Here is a 19,210-nt window from a genome sequence, read left to right on the forward strand (position 1 = left end):
CTATTTCTCGAAGTTGATGGCGAGCGCTGCCGGCGGCCGCATCTTCGACACGAAGAGCGCGAGCGCGAGCAGTGTCACGACGTACGGCAGCGCGACGAGCAGCTGGTAGGGCACGGGCAGGCCGAGCGCCTGGGCGCGGATCTGGAAGGCGTCCACGAGGCTGAACAGCATCACGGCCCCGAACGCGCCGACGGGCTTCCACCGGCCGAAGATGACCGCCGCGAGGGCGATGAAACCGATGCCCTTCGTGATGTTGGGCGTGAACACGCCGAGCCCGCCGAGGGTCAACAGCCCTCCGCCGATCCCCGCGAGCGCCCCGCAGAGCAGCAGCGCGATCCAGCGCGTCCGCACGACGTCGACGCCCATCGCCTCGGCTGCCGCGGGCTTCTCGCCGACCGACTTGAGGGTCAGCCCGAAGCGCGTCTTCGCGATGAGGTACCAGACGACAGGCACCGCGAGGTAGGCGAGGTAGACGACGATGTTCTGCGAGAACAGCGCCTTCCCGATGAGGGGGATGTCCGACAGCAGCGGGATCGGCAGCGGCGTCAGCGTCACGACCGCGCGGGTCACGTCGGCGCCGAGTGCCGAGACGAGCAGGAACGTCGTCGCGCCGAGGGCGAGGATGTTGAGCACGATGCCCGCGACCACCTGGTTGGCGCCGAAGATGAAGCACGCGACGCCCTGCAGTGTGGCGACGAGCACGCCGCCCACCAGGGCCGCCGTGAACGCCACGATCAGGTCGCCCGACATCAGGGCACCCGCGACGCCGGTGAACGCGCCCACGAGCATCATGCCCTCGAGCTCGATGTTGATGACGCCCGCCGTCTCGGAGATCACCTCGCCGAGGGCCGCGAACAACAGCGGTGCTGCGAGCGGCACCGCGGCCGCCAGCAGGAGGGCGAACCATTCGATCGTCATCGTGCGTCAACTCCCGTCGAGACCTGCTGGGCGCTCGCCGCTGCTGCGGCGTTCACGAGGGCGCGTCTCGCCGCCCGGCGCTTGGCGCGCTTGTCCATGTAGCCCATGCCGACGAGCACGTAGCCGACGCTGAGGCCGGCCGCGACCATCACGATCGCGGAGCTCACGCCGCGCGCGCTCGTCTGCAGTCCGGCGCCACCCGCATCGAGGGCACCGAACAGCAGCGCCGCCGCGACGATGCCCGCCGGGTGCAGGCGTCCGAGCAGGGCGATGGCGATGGCCTCGAAGCCGAACCCCGGCGAGAAGCCCTCGATGAGGCGACCGCGGATGCCGATCGTCTCCACGGCTCCCGCGACACCGGCGAAGGCACCGCTCACCGCCATCGTGGCGATGATCATGAACTTCACCTTGATGCCGAGGAACCCGGATGCGATCTCGTTCCCGCCGAGCGAGCGCAGTTCCAGCCCGAACCGCGTGCGATCCACGAGGAACCAGCTGAGTGCGACGCCGACGAGCACCACGAAGATGCCGGCGTTGAGCACCGTGCCGGGGATCAGCACGGGCAGCTTGGCGTGCGCCTCGAACGGTGCCGTCGCCGGGAACGTCGACATCGGCACCGCCCACGGCCCCTCGAGCAGGTACTGCGTGATCTGGATGCCGACGTACACGAGCATGAGCGAGGTGATGACCTCGTTGATGCCGCGGTGCGCCCGCAGGAAGCCCGGGATCGCGCCCCACGCGGCGCCCGCGAGCCCACCGGCCACGATCGCGACGATCGGCACGAGGGGCTGAGGCAGTGCAGGCAGGGCGAGCACCATGCCGGCGGCGGCGGTTCCGCCGATGTAGATCTGGCCCTCCGCGCCGATGTTCCAGAGGTTGGCGCGAATGGCGATCGCGATGCCGAGCGCCGCGAGGAGCCGCGGCATCGCCTTGATGATCGTCGCGCTCACGGCGTAGGGGCTGCCGAACGCGGCGTTGATCATGCTCGCGTAGGCGGTGAGCGGGTTCGCACCGACGATGAGCAGGATGATCGCGACCGTCGCGAGCGCCAGCAGCACCGAGATGAGCGGCACGAGCAGCCCCTCGGCGATCCGCCTGCGGCTGCCGAGCGATTGACTGACGGTACGCAGCGCGTCCGTGATCCGGGCCATCATGCTGCCTCCTCCTCCCATGAGCAGCCCGAGCTTCTCGCTCGTGGCCTCGCGAGCGTCGAGGATGCCCGCGACGCGACCCTGATACAGAACGAGGATCCTGTCGGACAGCGTGAGCAGTTCGTCGAGGTCCACGGATGCGAACGCGATCGCCGCGCCCTTCGCGCGCATCGTGCGCACGCGGTCGTGCACGGCGGCGATCGACGCGAAGTCGAGCCCGCGGGTGGCGAAGCACGACAGGATGACGGACGGGTTCCGCGAGAACTCGCGCGCCACGACGACGCGCTGCTGGTTGCCGCCCGAGAGCGTGCCGGCCAGGACATCCGGCCCCGCCACCCGGATGTCGTACTGCTCGATGAGCTGCGTCACGTGCTGGCGGATCGCCGCGCGACGCAGCACCCCGCCTCGGCTGAACTCCGGCTCGTTGGCGACCGGCAGGATGAGATTGTCGGCGACCGAGAGCGTCGCCACGAACCCGGCGGCGTGCCGATCGGCGGCGATGTGGGCGATGCCGCGACGTTGCCGCTCGCGCACGCTCAGCCGGGAGATGTTCTCGGAATCGAGGTGCACCGAGCCGCCCGACAGCGGGCGAACCCCGGCGAGTGCCTCGATGAGTTCCACCTGGCCGCTGCCTTCGACGCCGGCGATCCCGAGCACCTCGCCCGGGTAGAGCTCGAGCGAGACGTCGTGCACGTCACCGCGCATGCCTTCGGCGCGCGTCGAGATGGCCTCCGCACGCAGGCGGGGCGTCTCGCCGCGCGGTGCGTGCTCGTGGCGCTCGGTGTCGATGATGCTGAGCGTGCCGACCATCATCTCGGCGAGCTGCGCCTGGGTGGTGCCTGCGGCATCCAGGGTGGCGACGAGCCTGCCGCGACGCAGCACGGTCACGCGGTCGACGAGGCGCAGCACCTCTTCGAGCTTGTGGGAGATCAGGAAGATGCCCATCCCGTCGGCGGCGAGCTGCGCGAGCAGCCCGATGAGCTCCTGCGCCTCCTGCGGGGTGAGTACCGAGGTCGGCTCGTCGAGGATGAGCACGCGTGCGTCGCGCGCGAGGGCCTTCAGCAGCTCGGCACGCTGCTGCATGCCGACGCTGAGCGAGCCCACGACCGCGTTCGGCGGCACGCCGAGTCCGTAGCGCTCCGAGAGGGCGCGCACGCGCTCGGCCCCTGACCGAGCGAGATCTTCTCGCCGGAGTTGCTGAGCGAGAGCACCATGTTCTCGGCGACCGTGAGGGTCGGGATGAGCGAGAAGTGCTGCTGCACGAAACCGATCCCGTGCGCGAGGGCCTCCTTCGGGCTGCCGAGCGCGATGGGCGCGCCGTCGAGTTCGATGGTGCCCGCGTCGGGAGTGGTGAGGCCGTAGATGATCGCCATGAGCGTCGTCTTGCCCGCGCCGTTCTCTCCGAGGACGCCGTGGATCTCGCCGGATCGCAGATCGATCGAGACGTCGTGGTTCGCGACGACGCCGGGGTAGGTCTTGGTGATCCTCGGGCGGCGAGGAGCGGGGTGCTCTCGGTCATCGGGTCTTTCCGTTCAGTTGGCGGATGGAGGTCGAGGGTCCCGCCCTGCCGCACGCGCGGATGCGGCAGAGCGGGACGAGGGGATCAACCGGGGCAGGTCTCGTCGCGCACCACGTCGAGCTCGCCGCTGGCGATCTTGGCCTGCACGTCGAGAGCGTCCTGGTAGACGTCATCCGGGATGTCCGCGGTCTTGAAGATCGCGGGGCCCCAGTCCTCGGGAAGGAAGAACCGCTCGTGCTCGCCCTTCCAGGTGCCGTCGAGGATCTGCTGCACCTTGACGCCGACGAATCGCGCGTACGACTTGTCGACGCCCGAGAGGATGACACCGGGCGCGTCGGCGCTGTTGTCGAGCCACTCGGTCACGACGCCGACGCCCGGGCTGGCCTTGGCCGCCTGCACTACGCCGTAGACGCCCTGGTTGAGGTTGGTGGCGAGCATGTCGGCGCCCTGGTCGATCATCGCCTGGGCGGCCTGCTGGGCCTTGGTCGGGTCTTCGAAGTCACCCGTGTACGTCGCGAGCCACTCGATGTCGGGGTTGGCGTACTTGGCACCGTCGCGCGTGCCGTTCTGCCCGGATGCCGTGCTTGCGAAGCACTGACCGCTCACCTGACCGACGACGCCGGTCTTCGAGAGGCGACCCATGAGGTAGCCGCCCACGAAGTGCCAGTCCTCGAGCGCGGTGTCGTACGACGCGAGGTTGCTGCCGTTCTCGACGGCACTGCTCACGACGAGGAACTTCGTGTCGGGGAACTCCTCAGCGGCCGCGACAGCACCATCGCTGAACTGGCCACCCCATCCGACGACGAGGTCGTAGCCCTGCTGGGCGTACTGCCGATAGACGTCCACCTGCTGGGCCGGGTTGACGCTCTCGGTGAGGGTCGCCTCGGCACCGAACTCCTTCTCGAGCAGTTCGACGGTCTGCTCACCGGTCTTGTTGAAGCCCTTGTCGGTGGTCTCGCCGGGAAGGATGACCGCGACCCGCAGTGTGGGTTCGTCTCCGTTGTCGCCTCCTTGCGGCGCTCCGTCGGACGTGCACGCGGTGAGCGCGAGCAGTGCCGAGAGAGCGAGGACCGGAAGCATTTTTCGTGTTCGCATTGCCTCTCCTGGGTGTGTGTTCTTTCTGGTGTGGGATGTCAGCGTCGCCAGTGCTCGGAGACCCGGCGGCGGATCCCGGCACGGTCGATCGCTTCAGACGCGCGAGCGCGCGCCTCCGCGCGAATCGCCCGCTCATCGAGCGGTACGAGTAGTTCGCCCTCGCGCAACAGCAACTTGCCGTTGACCATCACGGTGTCGACGTCGGTGCCGTGGGCCGAGAAGACGAGGGCCGATACGGCGCGGTTGGGCACCGTGATGTGCGTGCGATCGAGGTCGAAGGCGACGATGTCGGCGCGCTTGCCGACCTCGAGCGAGCCGATGAGGTGGTCGAGGCCGAGTGCCTGGGCGCTGCCGATCGTGGCCATCTCGATCACGCGCTCGGCGGTCATGAAGGCCGGGTCGAGATGCGTGACGTTCTGGATGAGGGCGGCGAACTTCATCTGCTCGACCATGTCGGGGGAGCAGTTGACGTAGGTGCCGTCGGTGCCGAGCCCGACCGTGAGCCCCGCCTGGAACATCTTCGCGAGCGGCGTGATGCCGTCGGCGCTGTAGGCGTTGCTCACCGGGTTGGTCACGACGCTCACGTTCTCGCGCGCCATGTGGTCGATCTCGCGATCGGTGAGCCAGAGGCAGTGGATCATCACCCAGTTGGAGGTCAGCGCGCCGAGGCGCACGAGGTAGTCGATGTCGCCGCCGCCGGTCATGTCGCGCAGCTCCTTGATGGAGAGCCACGAGCTGCCGGCGGAGCAGTGGTTGGTGATGCGCAGGTTGTGGCGCTGGGCGAGTTCGACGCCGTCGAGGATGATCTCGTTCGAGGTCGAGTTGTGCAGCAGCCACATGGCGCCCGTCTCGATCGCGAGGCCCATGTGGATGATGCCGCCGGCGCCGTCCCACTGCGTCACGAGGCTCTCGGCGAGCGCGATCTCCTCGGCGCGCGAGCGCGGGTAGTGGTGCGGCGGATGCTGAGTCGAGAACACCGGATCGGGTGCGTCGCGCAGCTCCTTGGCCACCAGCTGGCGCACGCCCACCTCGAGCACGGGCTCGATCGTGGCGCGGATGGTCTCCTCGTCGTTCTCGTTGTTGAGGTGGTTGAGCGAGGTGGTCGTGCCGGTGCGCAGCTGCTCGAGGGCGCCGAGATAGGCGGCGATCCGGAGGTCTTCGGTGCGCAGCGCGCCCTTGAGCGGGAACGTGACCTCGTCGATCCATTCCTCGAGCAGCAGGCCGTCGCCTGTGTTCTTGAACAGCGAGCCCCAGAAGTGGTTGTGCCCGTTGATGAGGCCGGGCATCACGAGCATGCCGTGCATGTCGAGCACCTGGTCGGCCTCGGGCAGCGGGTCGTCCGCGGAGCCGATCGCGGCGATCGTGTCGTCGCGGGTGAGCACCCAGCCCCCGGCAGAACACGGCGATCGGCGTCGACGGTCACCACGTAACCGTTGCTGAAGAGAACTGTCGGCACTGCTTCGGGCCTTTCCGTCGTTGGATGCTGTATACCGTAGGTGACCGGCAGGGGACTGTCAACATCCCCGTATTTACAGGGATTTTTGCGAGGATCGGCGCCCCGCCGTCGCGAGTACTCGACAGCCAGAGGCAATTTCGGATACCGTACAAGCGTGACAGAGACAGACCACGATCGCGTCGCAGAGGCGCCGCGTCTTGCGGTGGCACCCGTGTCGCGACCGCCCTTGCTCGCCGAGCAGGCGTTCGACCGACTGCGCGAGGGACTCCTGCCCGGAGGCGACCTCTGGGTGCTCGAGCAGCTCGTCGAGGAGGATCTCGCCGAGCGGCTCCAGATGAGCCGCACGCCGATCCGCGAGGCGCTCAACCGCCTCTCGATCGTCGGCATGATCGAAGACAACCGCGCGGGTGGGTATGTGCCCCGCCGGTTCACGACGAAGGAGATCGTCGACCACTACGAGGCACGCCTCGCCCTCGAGCCGCTCGCCGTCGAGTGGGCGTGCCGTCGTGATGCGGAATCCCGCCGGCTGGCCCTCGCCGATCCCGACCTGGCCCCGAGTCATGCGTCGGCCGCCGCCGACCGCGCGTTCCACAAGGCGGTCGGGCACGCCGCCGGCAGCCGCCCGCTCTCGCGGCTCATCACGCAGTTCGTCGACCGCCTCGCTCGCGAGGGCATCCACGCCTCGGGCGACCACGACGACGAGCAGCGGCTCGCCGTGGGCCACGAGCTCGTCGTCGCCGCGATCCGCGCAGGCGACGTCGCGAGCGGCGTCGAGGCGATGCGCGAGCACATGAGCCTGCTCGTTCGCCTCATCCCGCGCGGTCGTACCCCCGCGCACGGCGCCGATGCCCGTCGCCCAGCGGCGCGCCTCTCGCTCGCCGACCAGTCCTACCACGCGCTCAAGCGCGCGATTCTGGCGGGTGAGATCGCGGTGGGCACCTCGCTCACCGAGGCCGTCACGGCCAAGTCGCTCGAGGTGAGCCGCACGACCGCTCGTCAGGCCATGCATCGTCTCGAGCTCGAGGAGTACCTCGATCGCGACGCGCGCGGGCGGCTCACCGTGCACCGCACGACCCGGGCCGAATTCGATCAGGAGTGCGCCATCCGTTCCGCTCTCGACACCATGGCGGTGCGGCTCGCCGCGGAGCGCATCTCGGACGACGAGCTCGACCGCCTCGAGGGCCTCGTGGCCGAAGACGCCGAGGCGCTGCGAGAGGGCGACGACGGCCGGCGCGCCGCGGTCAACACCCGCATCCACCGGGCGATCTCCGTCGCATCCCGCAACCGGGTGCTCGTGGAGGCGAGCGAAGACCTGCGCGAGCGCACCTTCGGCTTCGGCCGGGTGCCGTTCGCCGTGGGCACCCGCCGGGACCGCAAGGAGTTCGCGACGGAGCACGCCGAGATCGTGGCGAGCCTGCGCTCGGGCGACGGCGACCACGCCGCCGAGGTCGTGGCGGCCCACATCGAGCGGTCGCACCGGCTATTGCGGGAGCGCATGGACGAGGACGGCAATGTCGACAACTGAGATCAGCGCGGTCGTCGCCCCCGGCCCGCTGCTGCCCGCAGGCGATGCGCACGCACGCCGCTATCGCGAGTTCCACGTCAAGCCCGCCTCGGTCATCGATGGGAGTCGGACGGTCGACGTGCGCGGGCTCGGAGGTGTCGGCTATCGCGTGCAACTCGGGCTGACCTTCGCGGGTACGCCCATCGGTACGCCCGCCGATCGCATCCTCGACACGCTCGCGAGCTGTCGCCTCGTGATCGAGCTCATCGCGGCGGACCGTCTCACGATCGGGTGGGAGGGGCCGCGGTGGCACGTGCGCTATGCGGAGGGTGTCGCCTTCGACGGCGCGTGCCGCGTGGGAGAGCCCGGCGACGCACACGCCCGTCCCGGCGACGAACTCGAGCTCCGGCACTCCGAAGGGCGAGAGGTCATCTCGTGGGCGGAGGTCGCCGACTTCGCCGCCTTCGTCAACCGCGGCCTGGAACTCGACCGCAGCATCCTGCTGCTCGCCGGAAGCCTCAGGGGCCCGCCCTCGAGTTCGACGGGCGCCCGGAACTGCGGCACATCGGCCGCGTCGACCACACCGCGGGCCAGACCCTGTGGGCCGAAGCGGACGGTCTCGGACGCGTCGAAGCGCAGCTCGTGGACGGACTCGTCTCATGAGCGGATTCCTGCGCTATCGGCACGGCGGACGCGAGGTGCTCGGTTGGGGAGACGAGGCCGGCGTCACCCCCGTCGCGCCTGTTCTCGATGCCGCGGGGTTGCCACCGGTTGAGGATCTCGGCGAGCTCATCGCGCAGGGCCCGGTATACCGTGCCGCAGCGGTGCGCGTCCTCGGGGCATCCGCGCGACGTCATGCCCTCGCGGAGGTCGAGCTGCGGGCGCCTCTCGCGCCGAGCGCGATCATCTGCGCGGGAGCCAACTTCGACGACCACCTGCGTGAGACCAGCCGCGAGCGCGCGACGGAGGTCGAGTTCTTCTTCGTGACGCCGAGCTCCGTCGTCGGACCCGGCGCGGACGTGCGCATGGTCGAGGGGTTCACGAAGTACGACTACGAGGTCGAGCTCGCGATCGTGATCGGCTCGCCCGCACGGAACGTCTCGCTCGACGACGCCCTCGCGCACGTCTTCGGCTACACGATCCTCAACGACGTCTCGGCGCGCGACCACCAGATCCTGCTCGACGACGACGGCACCTCGCAGGGCCGATTCGGAGCCGGCAAGTCGTTCCGCGACTCCAGCCCGATCGGCCCGTGGGTCGTGCCCGTCGAGCAGCTCCCCGACCCTGACCGGCTCGCGCTGCGCACCACCGTCGACGGGGAGCTGCGCCAGAACAACACCATGGAGTCGGCGATCTGGGGTGTCGCCGAGCTCGTCTCGTACTACTCGCGCTGGGTCACTCTGCAGCCCGGATGGGTCATCGCGTGCGGCACCCCCGGCGGGCCCGCGCTCGGCTCGGACCCCGAGCTGCGCGCCGACCCCTACAAGCGCGACGACGGCGTGCGCAGAGGCGCGTACGTCCAGCCAGGCCAACTGGTCGAGTGCACGATCGAGTCGATCGGCACACTCGCCAACCGATACGTGAGGTGACAGAGATGTTCGATCTGGGAATCGAGGGCGGAACGCTCGTGACGGGCGCGGGGCGGATGCCGGCGCACCTGTACGTGAGCGGCGGCCGGATCGCCGCGGTCTCGGCGGAGCGCCTCGAGGCGCGCGAGCGCGTGGACGCGAGCGGCCTGCTCGTCATGCCGGGCATGATCGACACGCACGTGCACCTCATGGACCCGGGCGACGAGACGCGCGAGGACTTCCCGAGCGGCACCGCGGCCGCGGCCCGTGCAGGCGTCACGACGATCATCGAGCACACGCACTCCGGTGCGGTGCGCGAGGTAGCGGATCTGCAGGCCAAGGTCGCCCACCTCGCCGACCGCTCGCGGGTGGACTTCGGGCTCGCCGCTCACGCGTTCCCCGACCGCATCGATCAGGTCGAGCCCTCTGGCGCGCCGGGGCGACGTTCTTCAAGGCGTTCACGTGCACGACCCACGGCATCCCGGGCTTCGACGCCGCGCGGCTGCGTGCCCTCTTCACCGAACTCGCGCGGGTGGGCGCGCCGGCCCTCGTGCACGGCGAGGACGACTCCATCACTGCGGAGCTCGAAGCCGAGCTGCGCGCTGCGGGTCGCGACGACAACGGCGTCATCCCCGAGTGGCGGCATCCGGATGCCGAGCTCGTCGCGCTCTCGGTGGTGGCGACGCTCGCCAAGACGAGCGGCGCACGCATCATCTCCGCCCACCTCAGTCGCCCGGATGCGATCGAGACCGTGAGCGCCGCCCGCGCGACGGGGGCCGCGATGTGGGCCGAGTCGTGCCCGCAGTACTTGACCCTGCTCGCCGAGGAGGTGCTGCGCGAAGGCGCCCTGCGCAAGTTCACGCCCCCGCCCGTGCGGGCGACGAGAGCGACCTCGAGCACATGTGGGCGGCGCTCGCCGCGGGCGAGATCACCCATATCTCCTCCGACCACGCCCCCTCCACGCGCGAGCAGAAGGCCGACGGGTCGATCTGGGACGTGCACTTCGGGCTGCCCGGCATCGACACGACGATGCCGATCCTGCTCGACGCCGCCGCCCGTGGCCTCATCAGCTACGAGCGTCTCGTGGCCTGCTACTCCGAGGAGCCCGCGCGCATCTACGGCATCGCCGGCAAGGGACGCCTCGAGCCCGGCGCGGATGCCGACGTCATCCTCGTCGACCCCGCGCACCGCTGGACGGTGACGGCATCCGAGCTCTCGTCGAAGGCCGGGTGGTCGCCGTTCGAGGGGCGCGAGCTGACGGGGCGCACGGTGCGCAGCTACCTGCGGGGCGAACTGATCGCCGGAGACGGCTTCCTCGCGGAGCCCGGGGTGGGGCGGTTCCTGCCCGGCGCCGGTGCCCGCTCCGAATGAACACGACAGGAGACCTCATGGCGACGCCCGAGCTCATCGACGCCCACACGCACATTTATCCCCGCAGCTACATCGAGCGGCTGCGCGCGCGGCCGACGATCCCGCGGGTCAAGGAGCACGAAGGCAAGGAGTACTTCGTGATCTTCGCCCACGAAGACGCGCCGGGCCCCGTGCCTGGGCGGGAGTTCGGGGTCGAGTACACGAGCCTCGACGCCAAGCTCGCGCACATGGACCGCAACGGCATCGACCGCAGCGTCGTGAGTCTCGGCAACCCCTGGCTCGATCCCTTCGACGGCGACGACAGCCCGCAGATCGCCCGCGAGCTCAACGCCGAGCTCGCCGGCTACGGCGAGGCCACCGGCGGACGCGTCGTGGGCATGGGCGTGCTGCCGAGCAACAGCGTCGCGGATGCCGTGGCGATCGCTGCCGAGATCGCCGCGACCCCCGGGCTGCACGGGGTGATCGTCGGCTCGCGGATCTGCGGACGCACCCTCGACGACGTCGAGCTCGAGCCGCTCTGGGCGGAACTGGCCCGCACCCGCCTGCCGGTGTTCCTGCACCCGCACTACTCGGCGGCCCCCACCGAGCTCACCGGCTTCGGCCACGCGGTGCCCGTGAGCGTCGGCTTCCCCTTCGAGACCACGATCGCGCTCACGCGCTTCATCTTCTCGGGCGCGCTGCACCGGCATCCGGAGCTGCGGCTCATGGCGGCGCACGGAGGCGCAGGCGTGCCGGTGCTCGCGGGGCGCATGGATGCCGCCTGGCGCTCGGACCCCACGACCCACGAGCGGCTCCCGGTGCCGCCGAGCGAGTGCATCGCCCGCCTGCATCTGGACCTCGTGCTGTACCACGAGCACGCGATGCACCTCGCGCGCGACACCGTCGGGCTCGACCGCCTCGCCTACGGCACCGACAACCCGTTCTCGGTGTCGGACCCGGTGGTCAACGGCGCCGCCCTCGTGCGCGCCTTCACCCCCGACGAGCGCGAGACGATCGCGGCGGGCACCCGCACGCTGTTCGACCTGCCCGAACGCCCGTAGCGGGCAGCGCTTTCCGGGGCGCCGAGGGCGTCGCCGGGGTCGGACGTGCGTCGTGAGCCACAATGGAGCATGAGCACCGTCGGCGCCGGCATCCCCGAACCTCCCCGCGAGGAACCCAACTCGGCCTGGCTCACCGATCAGGAGCTCGAGTGGGCGCGCGGTCGCATCCCGCTGCTCTATGTTGAGGCGGTGCCCGTGCGGGTCGACGGTCTCGGCGTCGTGACCCAGGTGGGCGTGCTGTTGCGCGCCAACGCCGCGGGCGAGATCACCCGCACGCTCGTGTCGGGGCGCGTGATGTACGGCGAGACGATCCGGGATGCGCTCTTCCGCCACCTCGAGAAGGACCTCGGTGCGATGGCGTTCCCGCTGCTTCCCGCGAGCCCCGTGCCGTTCCAGGTGGCGGAGTACTTCCCGATCCCGGGGCTCTCGGCGTACCTCGATGAACGCCAGCACGCCGTGTCGCTCGCCTTCGTGGTGCCCGTGACGGGCACGTGCGAACCACGTCAGGATGCGCTCGAGATCACCTGGGTGACCCCGGCCGAGGCGTCATCCGCGGCCTTCCACGCCGAGCTGGAGGGCGGCCGCGGCACCCTCCTGCGCGCCGCGCTCGCCTCGGTCGGCGTGCTCGGCTGACTTCGCGGCACCCGACTCCGCGCCGCCCGGGTCCCCGCTCTGCCCAACTCAAGGAGCGTCCTGCCCAAATCAAGGAACGGATGTGACTCACGTCGGTTTCTGGGGCGGATGGGGCCACCAGCAGCCCCGCGTTCCTTGATTTGGGAGCGATGTTCCTTGACTTGGGAGCCGCGTTCCTTGATTTGGGCGACGGGCCGCGCCGCGTCAGGGCCGCCGGATGCCTCAGCCGGCGGGGCGGTTCGCCCGGCGTCCGCCGCGGCGGGGTTGCCCTGCGGCGCCGAGCTCGACGAGGTGTAGACGGGCGTGCTGCCGCTGCGCGGAGCCGCCGAGCGACCCGAGCCCGAGCCCGAGCGGCCGGAGCTCGAGCGAGCCTGGCCTCCCGCGTTCGAGCGCTGGCCCGAGGCGGCGGGGCGACCCGAGCGGTCGCGACGGGGACGGTCCGCGTGCTGCAGCTGTGCGGCATCCCGCTCACCGCGCGCCGCGCGCTTGCGTTGTGCGTTGGCGCCCTGGCTGCGTCCGCCGCCGCCCTGCTGCTGCTTGGGCGCGCGCGGCTCGGGCTTCACGTACGCCGCGATCTCGCCGACGAGCGTGGCGACCGGCGCGGCATCCGCGGTGACCTTGCGGATGGTGGCCTCGATGCCGGCCTTGCGCATGAGCTGTGCCACGTCCTTCTCCTGCGCGGGCAGCACGAGGGTCACGACGTCACCCTCGGAGCCGGCGCGGGCCGTGCGCCCCGAACGGTGCAGGTATGCCTTGTGCTCGGTCGGCGGGTCGACGTGCACGACGAGATCGACGTCGTCGACGTGCACCCCGCGCGCTGCGACATCCGTGGCCACGAGCACGCGCACCGAGCCGTCGGAGAACGCCGCCAGGTTGCGGTCGCGCTGCGGCTGCGAGAGGTTGCCGTGCAGGTCGACCGCCGGGATGCCGGAGGCCGTGAGCTGCTGCGCGAGCTTCTTCGCGTGGTGCTTGGTGCGCATGAAGAGGATGCGACGCCCGGTGCCCGAGGCGAGTCGCTGCACGAGCTCCTTCTTCGCCTCGACGCCCTCGACGCCGAACACGTGGTGGGTCATCTTCACGGGCGGCTCGTCGATCTCGTTGACCGAGTGCATGACGGGGTTGTGCAGGAAGCGCTTCACGAGCTTGTCGACCCCGTTGTCGAGGGTCGCCGAGAACAGCAGCCGCTGGCCACCGGCGGGGGTCGCCGCGAGGATGCGCGTGACGCCCGGCAGGAAGCCGAGGTCGGCCATGTGGTCGGCCTCGTCGATGACGGTGATCTCGATGGCGTCGAGGCTGATGAGCCGCTGCCCCATGAGGTCCTCGAGCCGGCCCGGGCAGGCCACCACGATGTCGACGCCCGCCTTGAGCGCCGCCACCTGGCGGTTCTGCGAGACGCCGCCGTAGATCGTGGTCACGGTGAGGTCGTAGGCGTCCGCGAGCGGCGTGACGACGGCCGCGATCTGGGTCGCGAGCTCGCGCGTCGGGGCCAGGATGAGGGCGAGCGGCAGGCCCGGACGGCGCGCGCCGCCGGCGAGGCCGGTGCCGAGCCGCGCCACGAGCGGAAGCGAGAATGCGAGAGTCTTGCCCGAGCCGGTGCGGCCGCGGCCGAGCACGTCGCGTCCGGCGAGCGTGTCGGGCAGGGTGTCGATCTGGATCGGGAACGGAGTCGTCTTGCCGTCGGCCGCGAGGGTCGCGACGAGCGGGGCGGGCACGCCGAGCGTGCCGAAGTCGGTGGTCATGTGGTGCTTTCGAGTGATCCGCGCGCGAGCATGCGCAAGCGGGAAAGGGCGAGCGTGCCGGTCGGCACGTCGGTTCGCCGTGAAGGAATGTCATCGCGCGGGGCGTGAGAGCACCGGGCGGGAGGAAGCGTTCGACGACGCAGGCGCATGAGCGCCTCGGCAACCCTAGCCCATGTCGGGATGTGACACCTCGTTTCGAGGCGGATGCCCAGCCGTCGCTACCCTCGGGGGCATGACGTCGCCGCGCACGCAGAGCTACTACCAGGTCCGGTTCGAGTGGGGTGCCGAGGGTGCGCGCGCCGTCGCCGACGGAGTGCACGCGATCGTCTGGGTCGACGAGCTGGGCTCCGAGGAGGTGCCCGAACTCGGCGTCGAGGTGGTTGCGGGCGCGCTGCGCAGCGCGGATGCCGTGGCCCGCTGGTCCCTGGAGCGGCAGGCCGAGCTGGGGGTCGATTCGTGATCGCGGTCGTGGCTGCGGGTGCGCGCCAGAGCGACGGCTCGCTGCGGTTCACGGTCGAGGACCTGCTGGCATCCGGGGCCATCATCGAGGCGATCTCCGACCTCGGCATCGACCACACCTCGCCGGAGGCTGCGGCGGCCATCGCCGCCTACGCGGGGCTGCGCGGCGCGACCCGCCATCTGCTCACGGCATCCGTGTCGGCGCGCGAGCTCGGTGTGACCCAGCTCGACCTCGAACCGGCGACCGAGGTCGAGCGGCTGCGCTGAGCCGACGACCCGCGACCACCGCCCGCGACCACCGCCCAGGGCCGTCGCCGAACTGCGACAATGGAAGCTGATCGGAACAGGCGGTGATCGGTGTGGACGCGACGAGAGACGGTGTCGCGCCGGCGGGCGCGCACGAACACACGCTGGGCAGCTGCCCGGAGTGCTTCGTGGAGTTGCAGCGCGACGGCGAGTGGTGGCGTGCGCGGCCCGAGGGCGCGCGGCTCGTAGGGCTTGTCGTGGCGCGCGACGACCTGCCGCCGATCGTCGAGCAGCGCGCCGACCTCGCGCGGTTCGGCGTTTCGATTCACGACTTCCGGCATCCGGCTCCCGAGACGCACGAGACCTGGGAGCAGCGGCTCGAGCGCTCCTTCGGGCGCCTCGAGCGCGGCGATGTGCTCGTCGTGGCGAACCGCCACGCCCTCGGTCGGGGGCTCGACGAGGAGGCCCGCACGATCGCCTCGTTGCGCTCGCGCGGCGTGGTCGTGAAGGTGCTGCGGCACGGGGCGAACCACCTCGCCGACGTCGAGGTCTGATCCAGCGCGAGCCGCGTGGCGGGGCGTAGCCTCGAGCCATGTTCCAGGCGAAGCTCGGAGACCAGGTGATCGCGGAGGCCGACGAGGCCGACGTCGTGCACATCGAAGGCAATGTGTACTTCCCACCATCGTCGGTGGCGGAGGGCGTGCTGCGGGACAGCCCGACCCCGTACACCTGCCCGTGGAAGGGCGAGTGCCAGTACTACAGTGTGCGTTCCGGGGATGACTGGCTCACCGACCGCGCCTGGGCCTACCCCGAGCCGTATCCCACGGCCATCGACAAGGTCGGGCGTGACTTCAGCGGCTTCGTGGCGTTCTGGAAGGACGTGCAGGTCTCCCAGACCGCGTAGCGCCCGAGCTCAGCCGAGCGCGGCGATCGCCTCGACGCCGACGAGCGCTTCCGGCCGCCCGAGCGAGGCGACCTTGAGCACAGTCACGGCGGTGGGGTTCATGCCCCACACCTCGGCGGATGCGCGATAGGCCTCGTTGGGGTCGACCGACTCCGCGAGGTAGATCGTGAGCTTCACGACATCCGTGACGCTCGCGCCGCCTTCTTCGAGCACGGCCAGCACGTTGCGCAGCGCCTGAGCGGTCTGCTCTTCGAGACCGCCCCTGATCTGGCCGGTGGCGTCCGTGCCGTTCTGCTCGCCGACGTACAGTGTGCGGCCGGCGGGCGCGATGGTGCCCTGCGAGAAGGCGGGGTTGCGGTGCAGCGCGGCGGGGTTGAGGTGGGTGACGGTCATCGTTCCTCCTTCTGGGCGTGGGTGCGCGCTCGGTGCGCGCGCACCTTGGCTCGGTTGCCGCAGCGCTGCATGGAGCACCAGCGGCGGTTGTTGGTGCGTGATTCGTCGCGATAGACCATGCGGCAGTCGTCGGCGTCGCAGCGTCGGATGCGACCCTCGGGCGCTCCGAGATTCGCGACGGCCTCACGGGCGAGGGTCGAGAGAGCCTGGGCGACGCGGATGCGACCCGCGCCGGCCTGTCGGCGCCCGCCGTCGAGCGCGGGTGGGATGTCGGGTGTCGCCGCGAAGAGGTTGAGGGTGTCGATGTCGTCGGGAGCGGGGGCTCGCCGTCGGCAGCGGCGACGTAGAGCCGCGTGAGGGCGCCGCGCAGGATGAGCGCGTCGGCGAGGTCGCGTTCGTTCGCGTCGTCGGCCTGGATGTGCCCGACGTGTTCCGCGAGCCAGGCGCCGAGGTCGTGCGGGGTGCGCATCCGCTCCCACTCGGGCACGCCGCGGCCCATGTCTCCGGTGTACGCGAAGTCGAGGCTCTCGGCACCCGCGTCGAAGAACCACGGGGAACCGTGCGCGGGGTGCATCCACTGACCGGTGCTCATGTAACTAGCATAGGGGTTTCTGGGCCGCGGAGGCTTCGAGACGCGTCGTGCTGCGCACGGCGCTCCTCAGCCACCTCGGCAGGCCTCCCGCTCGGAGCGGCCACGTCGGCGAGGCCTCCCGCTCCGAGCCGGCGCATCGACAGCCCTACCGCCGCACCCAGTTGATCTTCAGCGCGGGGTCGAAACGTCGCGAGCACTTGCCGCACGAGGTCACCCGGGTCGGGCGTCGGTACCGGTAGGCGACGTGCCCGTTGGGACACGTGCCGACCCACGGCGCGAGCTCGTGCGGCACGGGGCCGTCGTGCGTGCGCCCGCCGACGTAGCCGAGTTCGGCCGCCATGCGCTTCCACTCGGGACCGTGCCCGGCCTTCGGGCCGACGATCGCGTGCGCCACCTCGTGCAGCAGCGTCTGGTGCACCTCGTCGTCGTCGGAACGCAACGCGATGTGCCGGGAGACCGAGATGCGCTTGGCGGTGTAGTTGCAGAGCCCCGCGCGGGTCTTCGCGTGATCGAAGGAGAACGTCCAGCTGTCGTCGAGGTGCATGCGGATGAGCGCGTCGGCCCACACCCGCACGCGCGCCAGGCGCTGCGCCGGATTCTCGGAGCTGTCGGCCATGCTCAGCCCTCGACCAGCTGGGTGAGCCGCACCGAGAGGATGCGATCGTCGTCCGCGGCCGGATCACCGCGCCCGTCGGTGTTGTTCGTCACGAACCAGAGCGATCCGTCGGCGGCCGGCAGCACCTCGCGGATACGCCCGAACTCGCCCGTGAACCAGGCGACGGGATCGAGCCCGCCGTCCATGGTCGGATAGAGCGCCCAGACGCGCGCGCCCCGCAACGCCGCAAGGAAGAAGGTGCCGTCGACGTACGTCAGCGCGCTCGGGCTCGCCTCGCTCGTGGGCCACTGCACCACGGGATCGACATAGCCCGCGACGCCACCCTGGCCCTCCACGATGGGCCAGCCGTAGTTGCCGCCCGCCTCGATGCGGTTGACCTCGTCCCAGGTGTTCTGCCCGAACTCGGCCGCCCACAGCTGGCCCGCACCATCCCATGCCAGCCCCTGCGGGTTGCGGTGCCCGAGCGAGTAGACGAGCGACCCGGCGAAGGGGTTGTCAGCGGGCACCGCGCCCTCGGGCGTCATGCGCAGGATCTTGCCATTGAGGTTCGACGGGTCTTGCGCGCGATCCGGCACCGCCGCGTCGCCGACCGTCGCGTAGAGCATGCCGTCAGGCCCGAAGGCGATGCGCCCTCCGTCGTGGTTGCCGGCCTTCGCGAGCCCCGTCAACACGTCGTTCGGTGCCCCGAGCGCGAGGTCGTCGCCGAGCGGCATCCGCACGATGCGGTTGTCGGATGCCGTGGTCAGATACGCGTACAGCCAACGGCTCCCGGCCTCGTCGAGCAGCGCGAGTCCGAGCAGGCCGCCTTCGCCCTGGTGCACGACGCCCGGCACGGTGCCGATCGGTGCGAGCGACCCGTCGGCGGAGAGGTGCTGCACGACGCCCGTGTCGCGCTCGCTCACGAGGGCCTCACCCGGCGCCTCGGGAAGCAGCACGACCGACCACGGGCTCGTCAGCCCGGACGCGATCACGACCGGATCGCCCGCGGGCTGCACGGGCCCCGCGGATCCTTCCGGCGGCGTCGCCAGACCCCACCCGATGTCGCGCCCGGCGGAGGTGGGGCGACGCACCCGGACACCAGCGCCACGGCCAGGACGGCGGCCGCGGCAAGCGGAGTGCGGGAGGTCATGCCCCCATTCCAGCACCGCGCGCCGACACCCGCGCGGTGCGTCATCGTTTCGGGGGAATCTGGAACACCCCGCGCCCCGGGGGAGGAGAGGCCACGGCCGTCGCGTCCGTCACGACCGGAGCTCCCGCGATCCAGGCGCGCAGGGTCGACCCGTGCACGAGCTGGGCCGGATGCGGTCCCCCGCGAGCAGCCGCGGCATCCAGTCCAGCGGCAGTCCGGTCGCGGAGGCGGCGAGCACGAAGTTGCCGAAACGCCGCCCCTTGATCACCTGCGCCTCGCCCAGCACCGCGACATCCGCGAACACCATGCCGAGCGTGGCGGCCTGTCCGCGAGCGAAGACCGCGCCCTGCCCGTCGGCGATGTTGGCGAGCAGCACGCCATCGGGGGCGAGCAGGGCCGCGCATTCGGTATAGAACTCGACGCTCGTCACGTGCGCGGGCGTGCGCGCGCCCGAGAACACGTCGACGACGAGAAGATCGACGGCACCGCGCAGCCCCGCGGGCAGCCGACCGAGCACCTCGCGCGCATCGCCGTAGCGCACGCGGATCGATGCGTCACGCGGCAGCGGCAGTTCGGCCCGCACGAGCTCCACGAGCGCGGGTTCGAGCTCGACCACCTGCTGACGTGAGCCCGGTCGCGTCGCCGCGATGTAGCGCGGGATCGTCAGGGCACCCGCCCCGAGATGAACGGCCGTGATCGGCTCACCCGGATCGCGCAGCTCGTCGATGACGTGCCCCATGCGCGCGATGTACTCATAGAAGAGGTGTGTGGGGTCGTCGAGATCCACGTGCGACTGCGGCGTTCCGTCGACCACGAGCTCGAAACCCGAGGTGTACCGGTCGGGGCGCACCACGGCGCGCATCCCGTTCGACAGACG

19 protein-coding genes and 4 pseudogenes are annotated in these 19,210 nt (G+C 70.7%); 11 read left to right on the forward strand and 12 right to left on the reverse strand.

Annotated features, from left to right (window positions below):
* The 5 genes and pseudogenes from QQK29_RS07785 to QQK29_RS07805 form a co-directional block, all read right to left on the reverse strand.
* A complete protein-coding gene (locus tag QQK29_RS07785) occupies window positions 1-918 on the reverse strand; it encodes an ABC transporter permease (RefSeq protein WP_284299249.1) in 918 nt (305 codons plus the stop codon).
* A complete protein-coding gene (locus QQK29_RS07790) occupies window positions 915-3,152 on the reverse strand; it encodes an ABC transporter permease subunit (RefSeq protein WP_431308783.1) in 2,238 nt (745 codons plus the stop codon). The genes QQK29_RS07785 and QQK29_RS07790 overlap by 4 nt, the downstream gene beginning before the upstream one ends.
* Window positions 3,138-3,553 (reverse strand): annotated as a pseudogene (locus QQK29_RS07795) (ATP-binding cassette domain-containing protein); the annotation flags it as partial. The pseudogene QQK29_RS07795 and the gene QQK29_RS07790, both read right to left, overlap by 15 nt.
* A 119-nt stretch (window positions 3,554-3,672) precedes the next feature.
* The gene (locus QQK29_RS07800) at window positions 3,673-4,668 is read right to left on the reverse strand and encodes a BMP family protein (RefSeq protein WP_284299252.1); all 996 of its coding nucleotides are present in this window, start codon (window positions 4,666-4,668) and stop codon (window positions 3,673-3,675) included.
* A gap of 53 nt (window positions 4,669-4,721) precedes the next feature.
* The gene (locus tag QQK29_RS07805) at window positions 4,722-6,065 is read right to left on the reverse strand and encodes an amidohydrolase family protein (RefSeq protein ID WP_284299253.1); all 1,344 of its coding nucleotides are present in this window, start codon (window positions 6,063-6,065) and stop codon (window positions 4,722-4,724) included.
* A gap of 228 nt (window positions 6,066-6,293) precedes the next feature.
* On the opposite strand from QQK29_RS07805, the gene QQK29_RS07810 reads away from it, so the two are divergent.
* The 7 genes from QQK29_RS07810 to QQK29_RS07840 all read left to right on the forward strand — a co-directional run bounded on the left by QQK29_RS07810 (window position 6,294) and on the right by QQK29_RS07840 (window position 12,255).
* Window positions 6,294-7,664, forward strand: a complete 1,371-nt coding sequence (locus tag QQK29_RS07810) for a GntR family transcriptional regulator (protein WP_284299254.1) — start codon at window positions 6,294-6,296, stop codon at window positions 7,662-7,664.
* Window positions 7,651-8,418 carry a hypothetical protein gene (locus QQK29_RS07815; protein ID WP_284299255.1) on the forward strand — a complete coding sequence of 256 codons (768 nt, stop codon included), beginning with the start codon at window positions 7,651-7,653 and terminating at the stop codon, window positions 8,416-8,418. The genes QQK29_RS07810 and QQK29_RS07815 overlap by 14 nt, the downstream gene beginning before the upstream one ends.
* On the forward strand, window positions 8,303-9,232 hold the full coding sequence (locus QQK29_RS07820) for a fumarylacetoacetate hydrolase family protein (protein ID WP_284299256.1): 930 nt from the start codon (window positions 8,303-8,305) through the stop codon (window positions 9,230-9,232). The genes QQK29_RS07815 and QQK29_RS07820 overlap by 116 nt, the downstream gene beginning before the upstream one ends.
* Before the next feature lie 5 nt (window positions 9,233-9,237).
* Window positions 9,238-9,966, forward strand: a complete 729-nt coding sequence (locus QQK29_RS07825) for an amidohydrolase family protein (RefSeq protein ID WP_284299257.1) — start codon at window positions 9,238-9,240, stop codon at window positions 9,964-9,966.
* 40 nt (window positions 9,967-10,006) lie between these two features.
* Window positions 10,007-10,582: a dihydroorotase gene (locus QQK29_RS07830; RefSeq protein ID WP_284299258.1), complete on the forward strand. Its 576-nt coding sequence runs from the start codon at window positions 10,007-10,009 to the stop codon at window positions 10,580-10,582.
* A 17-nt stretch (window positions 10,583-10,599) separates the two neighbouring features.
* A complete protein-coding gene (locus tag QQK29_RS07835; RefSeq protein WP_284299259.1) occupies window positions 10,600-11,622 on the forward strand; it encodes an amidohydrolase family protein in 1,023 nt (340 codons plus the stop codon).
* A gap of 69 nt (window positions 11,623-11,691) precedes the next feature.
* On the forward strand, window positions 11,692-12,255 hold the full coding sequence (locus QQK29_RS07840; RefSeq protein ID WP_348533836.1) for an NUDIX hydrolase family protein: 564 nt from the start codon (window positions 11,692-11,694) through the stop codon (window positions 12,253-12,255).
* A gap of 773 nt (window positions 12,256-13,028) precedes the next feature.
* On the opposite strand, the pseudogene QQK29_RS17920 reads toward QQK29_RS07840, so the two are convergent.
* A pseudogene (locus QQK29_RS17920) lies at window positions 13,029-13,994 on the reverse strand (DEAD/DEAH box helicase); the annotation flags it as partial.
* Between the two features lie 232 nt (window positions 13,995-14,226).
* Here QQK29_RS17920 and QQK29_RS07850 point away from each other — a divergent pair.
* The 4 genes from QQK29_RS07850 (at window position 14,227) to QQK29_RS07865 (ending at window position 15,603) form a co-directional block, all read left to right on the forward strand.
* Window positions 14,227-14,454 (forward strand): hypothetical protein, encoded by a 228-nt coding sequence (locus QQK29_RS07850; RefSeq protein WP_284299261.1) that lies wholly within the window; start codon window positions 14,227-14,229, stop codon window positions 14,452-14,454.
* On the forward strand, window positions 14,451-14,720 hold the full coding sequence (locus QQK29_RS07855) for a hypothetical protein (RefSeq protein ID WP_284299262.1): 270 nt from the start codon (window positions 14,451-14,453) through the stop codon (window positions 14,718-14,720). Before QQK29_RS07850 ends, QQK29_RS07855 begins: the two co-directional genes overlap by 4 nt.
* Window positions 14,721-14,887: 167 nt before the next feature.
* Window positions 14,888-15,253 carry a dehydrogenase gene (locus QQK29_RS07860; RefSeq protein ID WP_284299263.1) on the forward strand — a complete coding sequence of 122 codons (366 nt, stop codon included), beginning with the start codon at window positions 14,888-14,890 and terminating at the stop codon, window positions 15,251-15,253.
* 38 nt (window positions 15,254-15,291) lie between these two features.
* On the forward strand, window positions 15,292-15,603 hold the full coding sequence (locus tag QQK29_RS07865; RefSeq protein ID WP_284299264.1) for a DUF427 domain-containing protein: 312 nt from the start codon (window positions 15,292-15,294) through the stop codon (window positions 15,601-15,603).
* A 9-nt stretch (window positions 15,604-15,612) separates the two neighbouring features.
* On the opposite strand, the gene QQK29_RS07870 is transcribed toward QQK29_RS07865, so the two are convergent.
* From QQK29_RS07870 to QQK29_RS07890, 6 genes and pseudogenes are all read right to left on the reverse strand, one after another.
* Window positions 15,613-15,996, reverse strand: coding sequence for a RidA family protein (locus QQK29_RS07870; protein WP_284299265.1), 384 nt, complete (start codon window positions 15,994-15,996; stop codon window positions 15,613-15,615).
* Window positions 15,993-16,115 (reverse strand): CGNR zinc finger domain-containing protein, encoded by a 123-nt coding sequence (locus QQK29_RS07875; protein ID WP_284299266.1) that lies wholly within the window; start codon window positions 16,113-16,115, stop codon window positions 15,993-15,995. The genes QQK29_RS07870 and QQK29_RS07875 overlap by 4 nt, the downstream gene beginning before the upstream one ends.
* Before the next feature lie 77 nt (window positions 16,116-16,192).
* Window positions 16,193-16,588: pseudogene (locus tag QQK29_RS18620) on the reverse strand (ABATE domain-containing protein); the annotation flags it as partial.
* Between the two features lie 145 nt (window positions 16,589-16,733).
* Window positions 16,734-17,204 carry a SprT-like domain-containing protein gene (locus QQK29_RS07880; RefSeq protein WP_284299267.1) on the reverse strand — a complete coding sequence of 157 codons (471 nt, stop codon included), beginning with the start codon at window positions 17,202-17,204 and terminating at the stop codon, window positions 16,734-16,736.
* Between the two features lie 2 nt (window positions 17,205-17,206).
* A complete protein-coding gene (locus QQK29_RS07885; protein ID WP_284299268.1) occupies window positions 17,207-18,199 on the reverse strand; it encodes a PQQ-dependent sugar dehydrogenase in 993 nt (330 codons plus the stop codon).
* Window positions 18,200-18,374: 175 nt separating this feature from the next.
* A pseudogene (locus tag QQK29_RS07890) lies at window positions 18,375-19,195 on the reverse strand (spermidine synthase).
* Between the last annotated feature and the right edge of the window lie 15 nt (window positions 19,196-19,210).

Source organism: Homoserinibacter gongjuensis (genome assembly GCF_030161875.1).
Lineage (GTDB): Bacteria > Actinomycetota > Actinomycetes > Actinomycetales > Microbacteriaceae > Homoserinibacter > Homoserinibacter gongjuensis.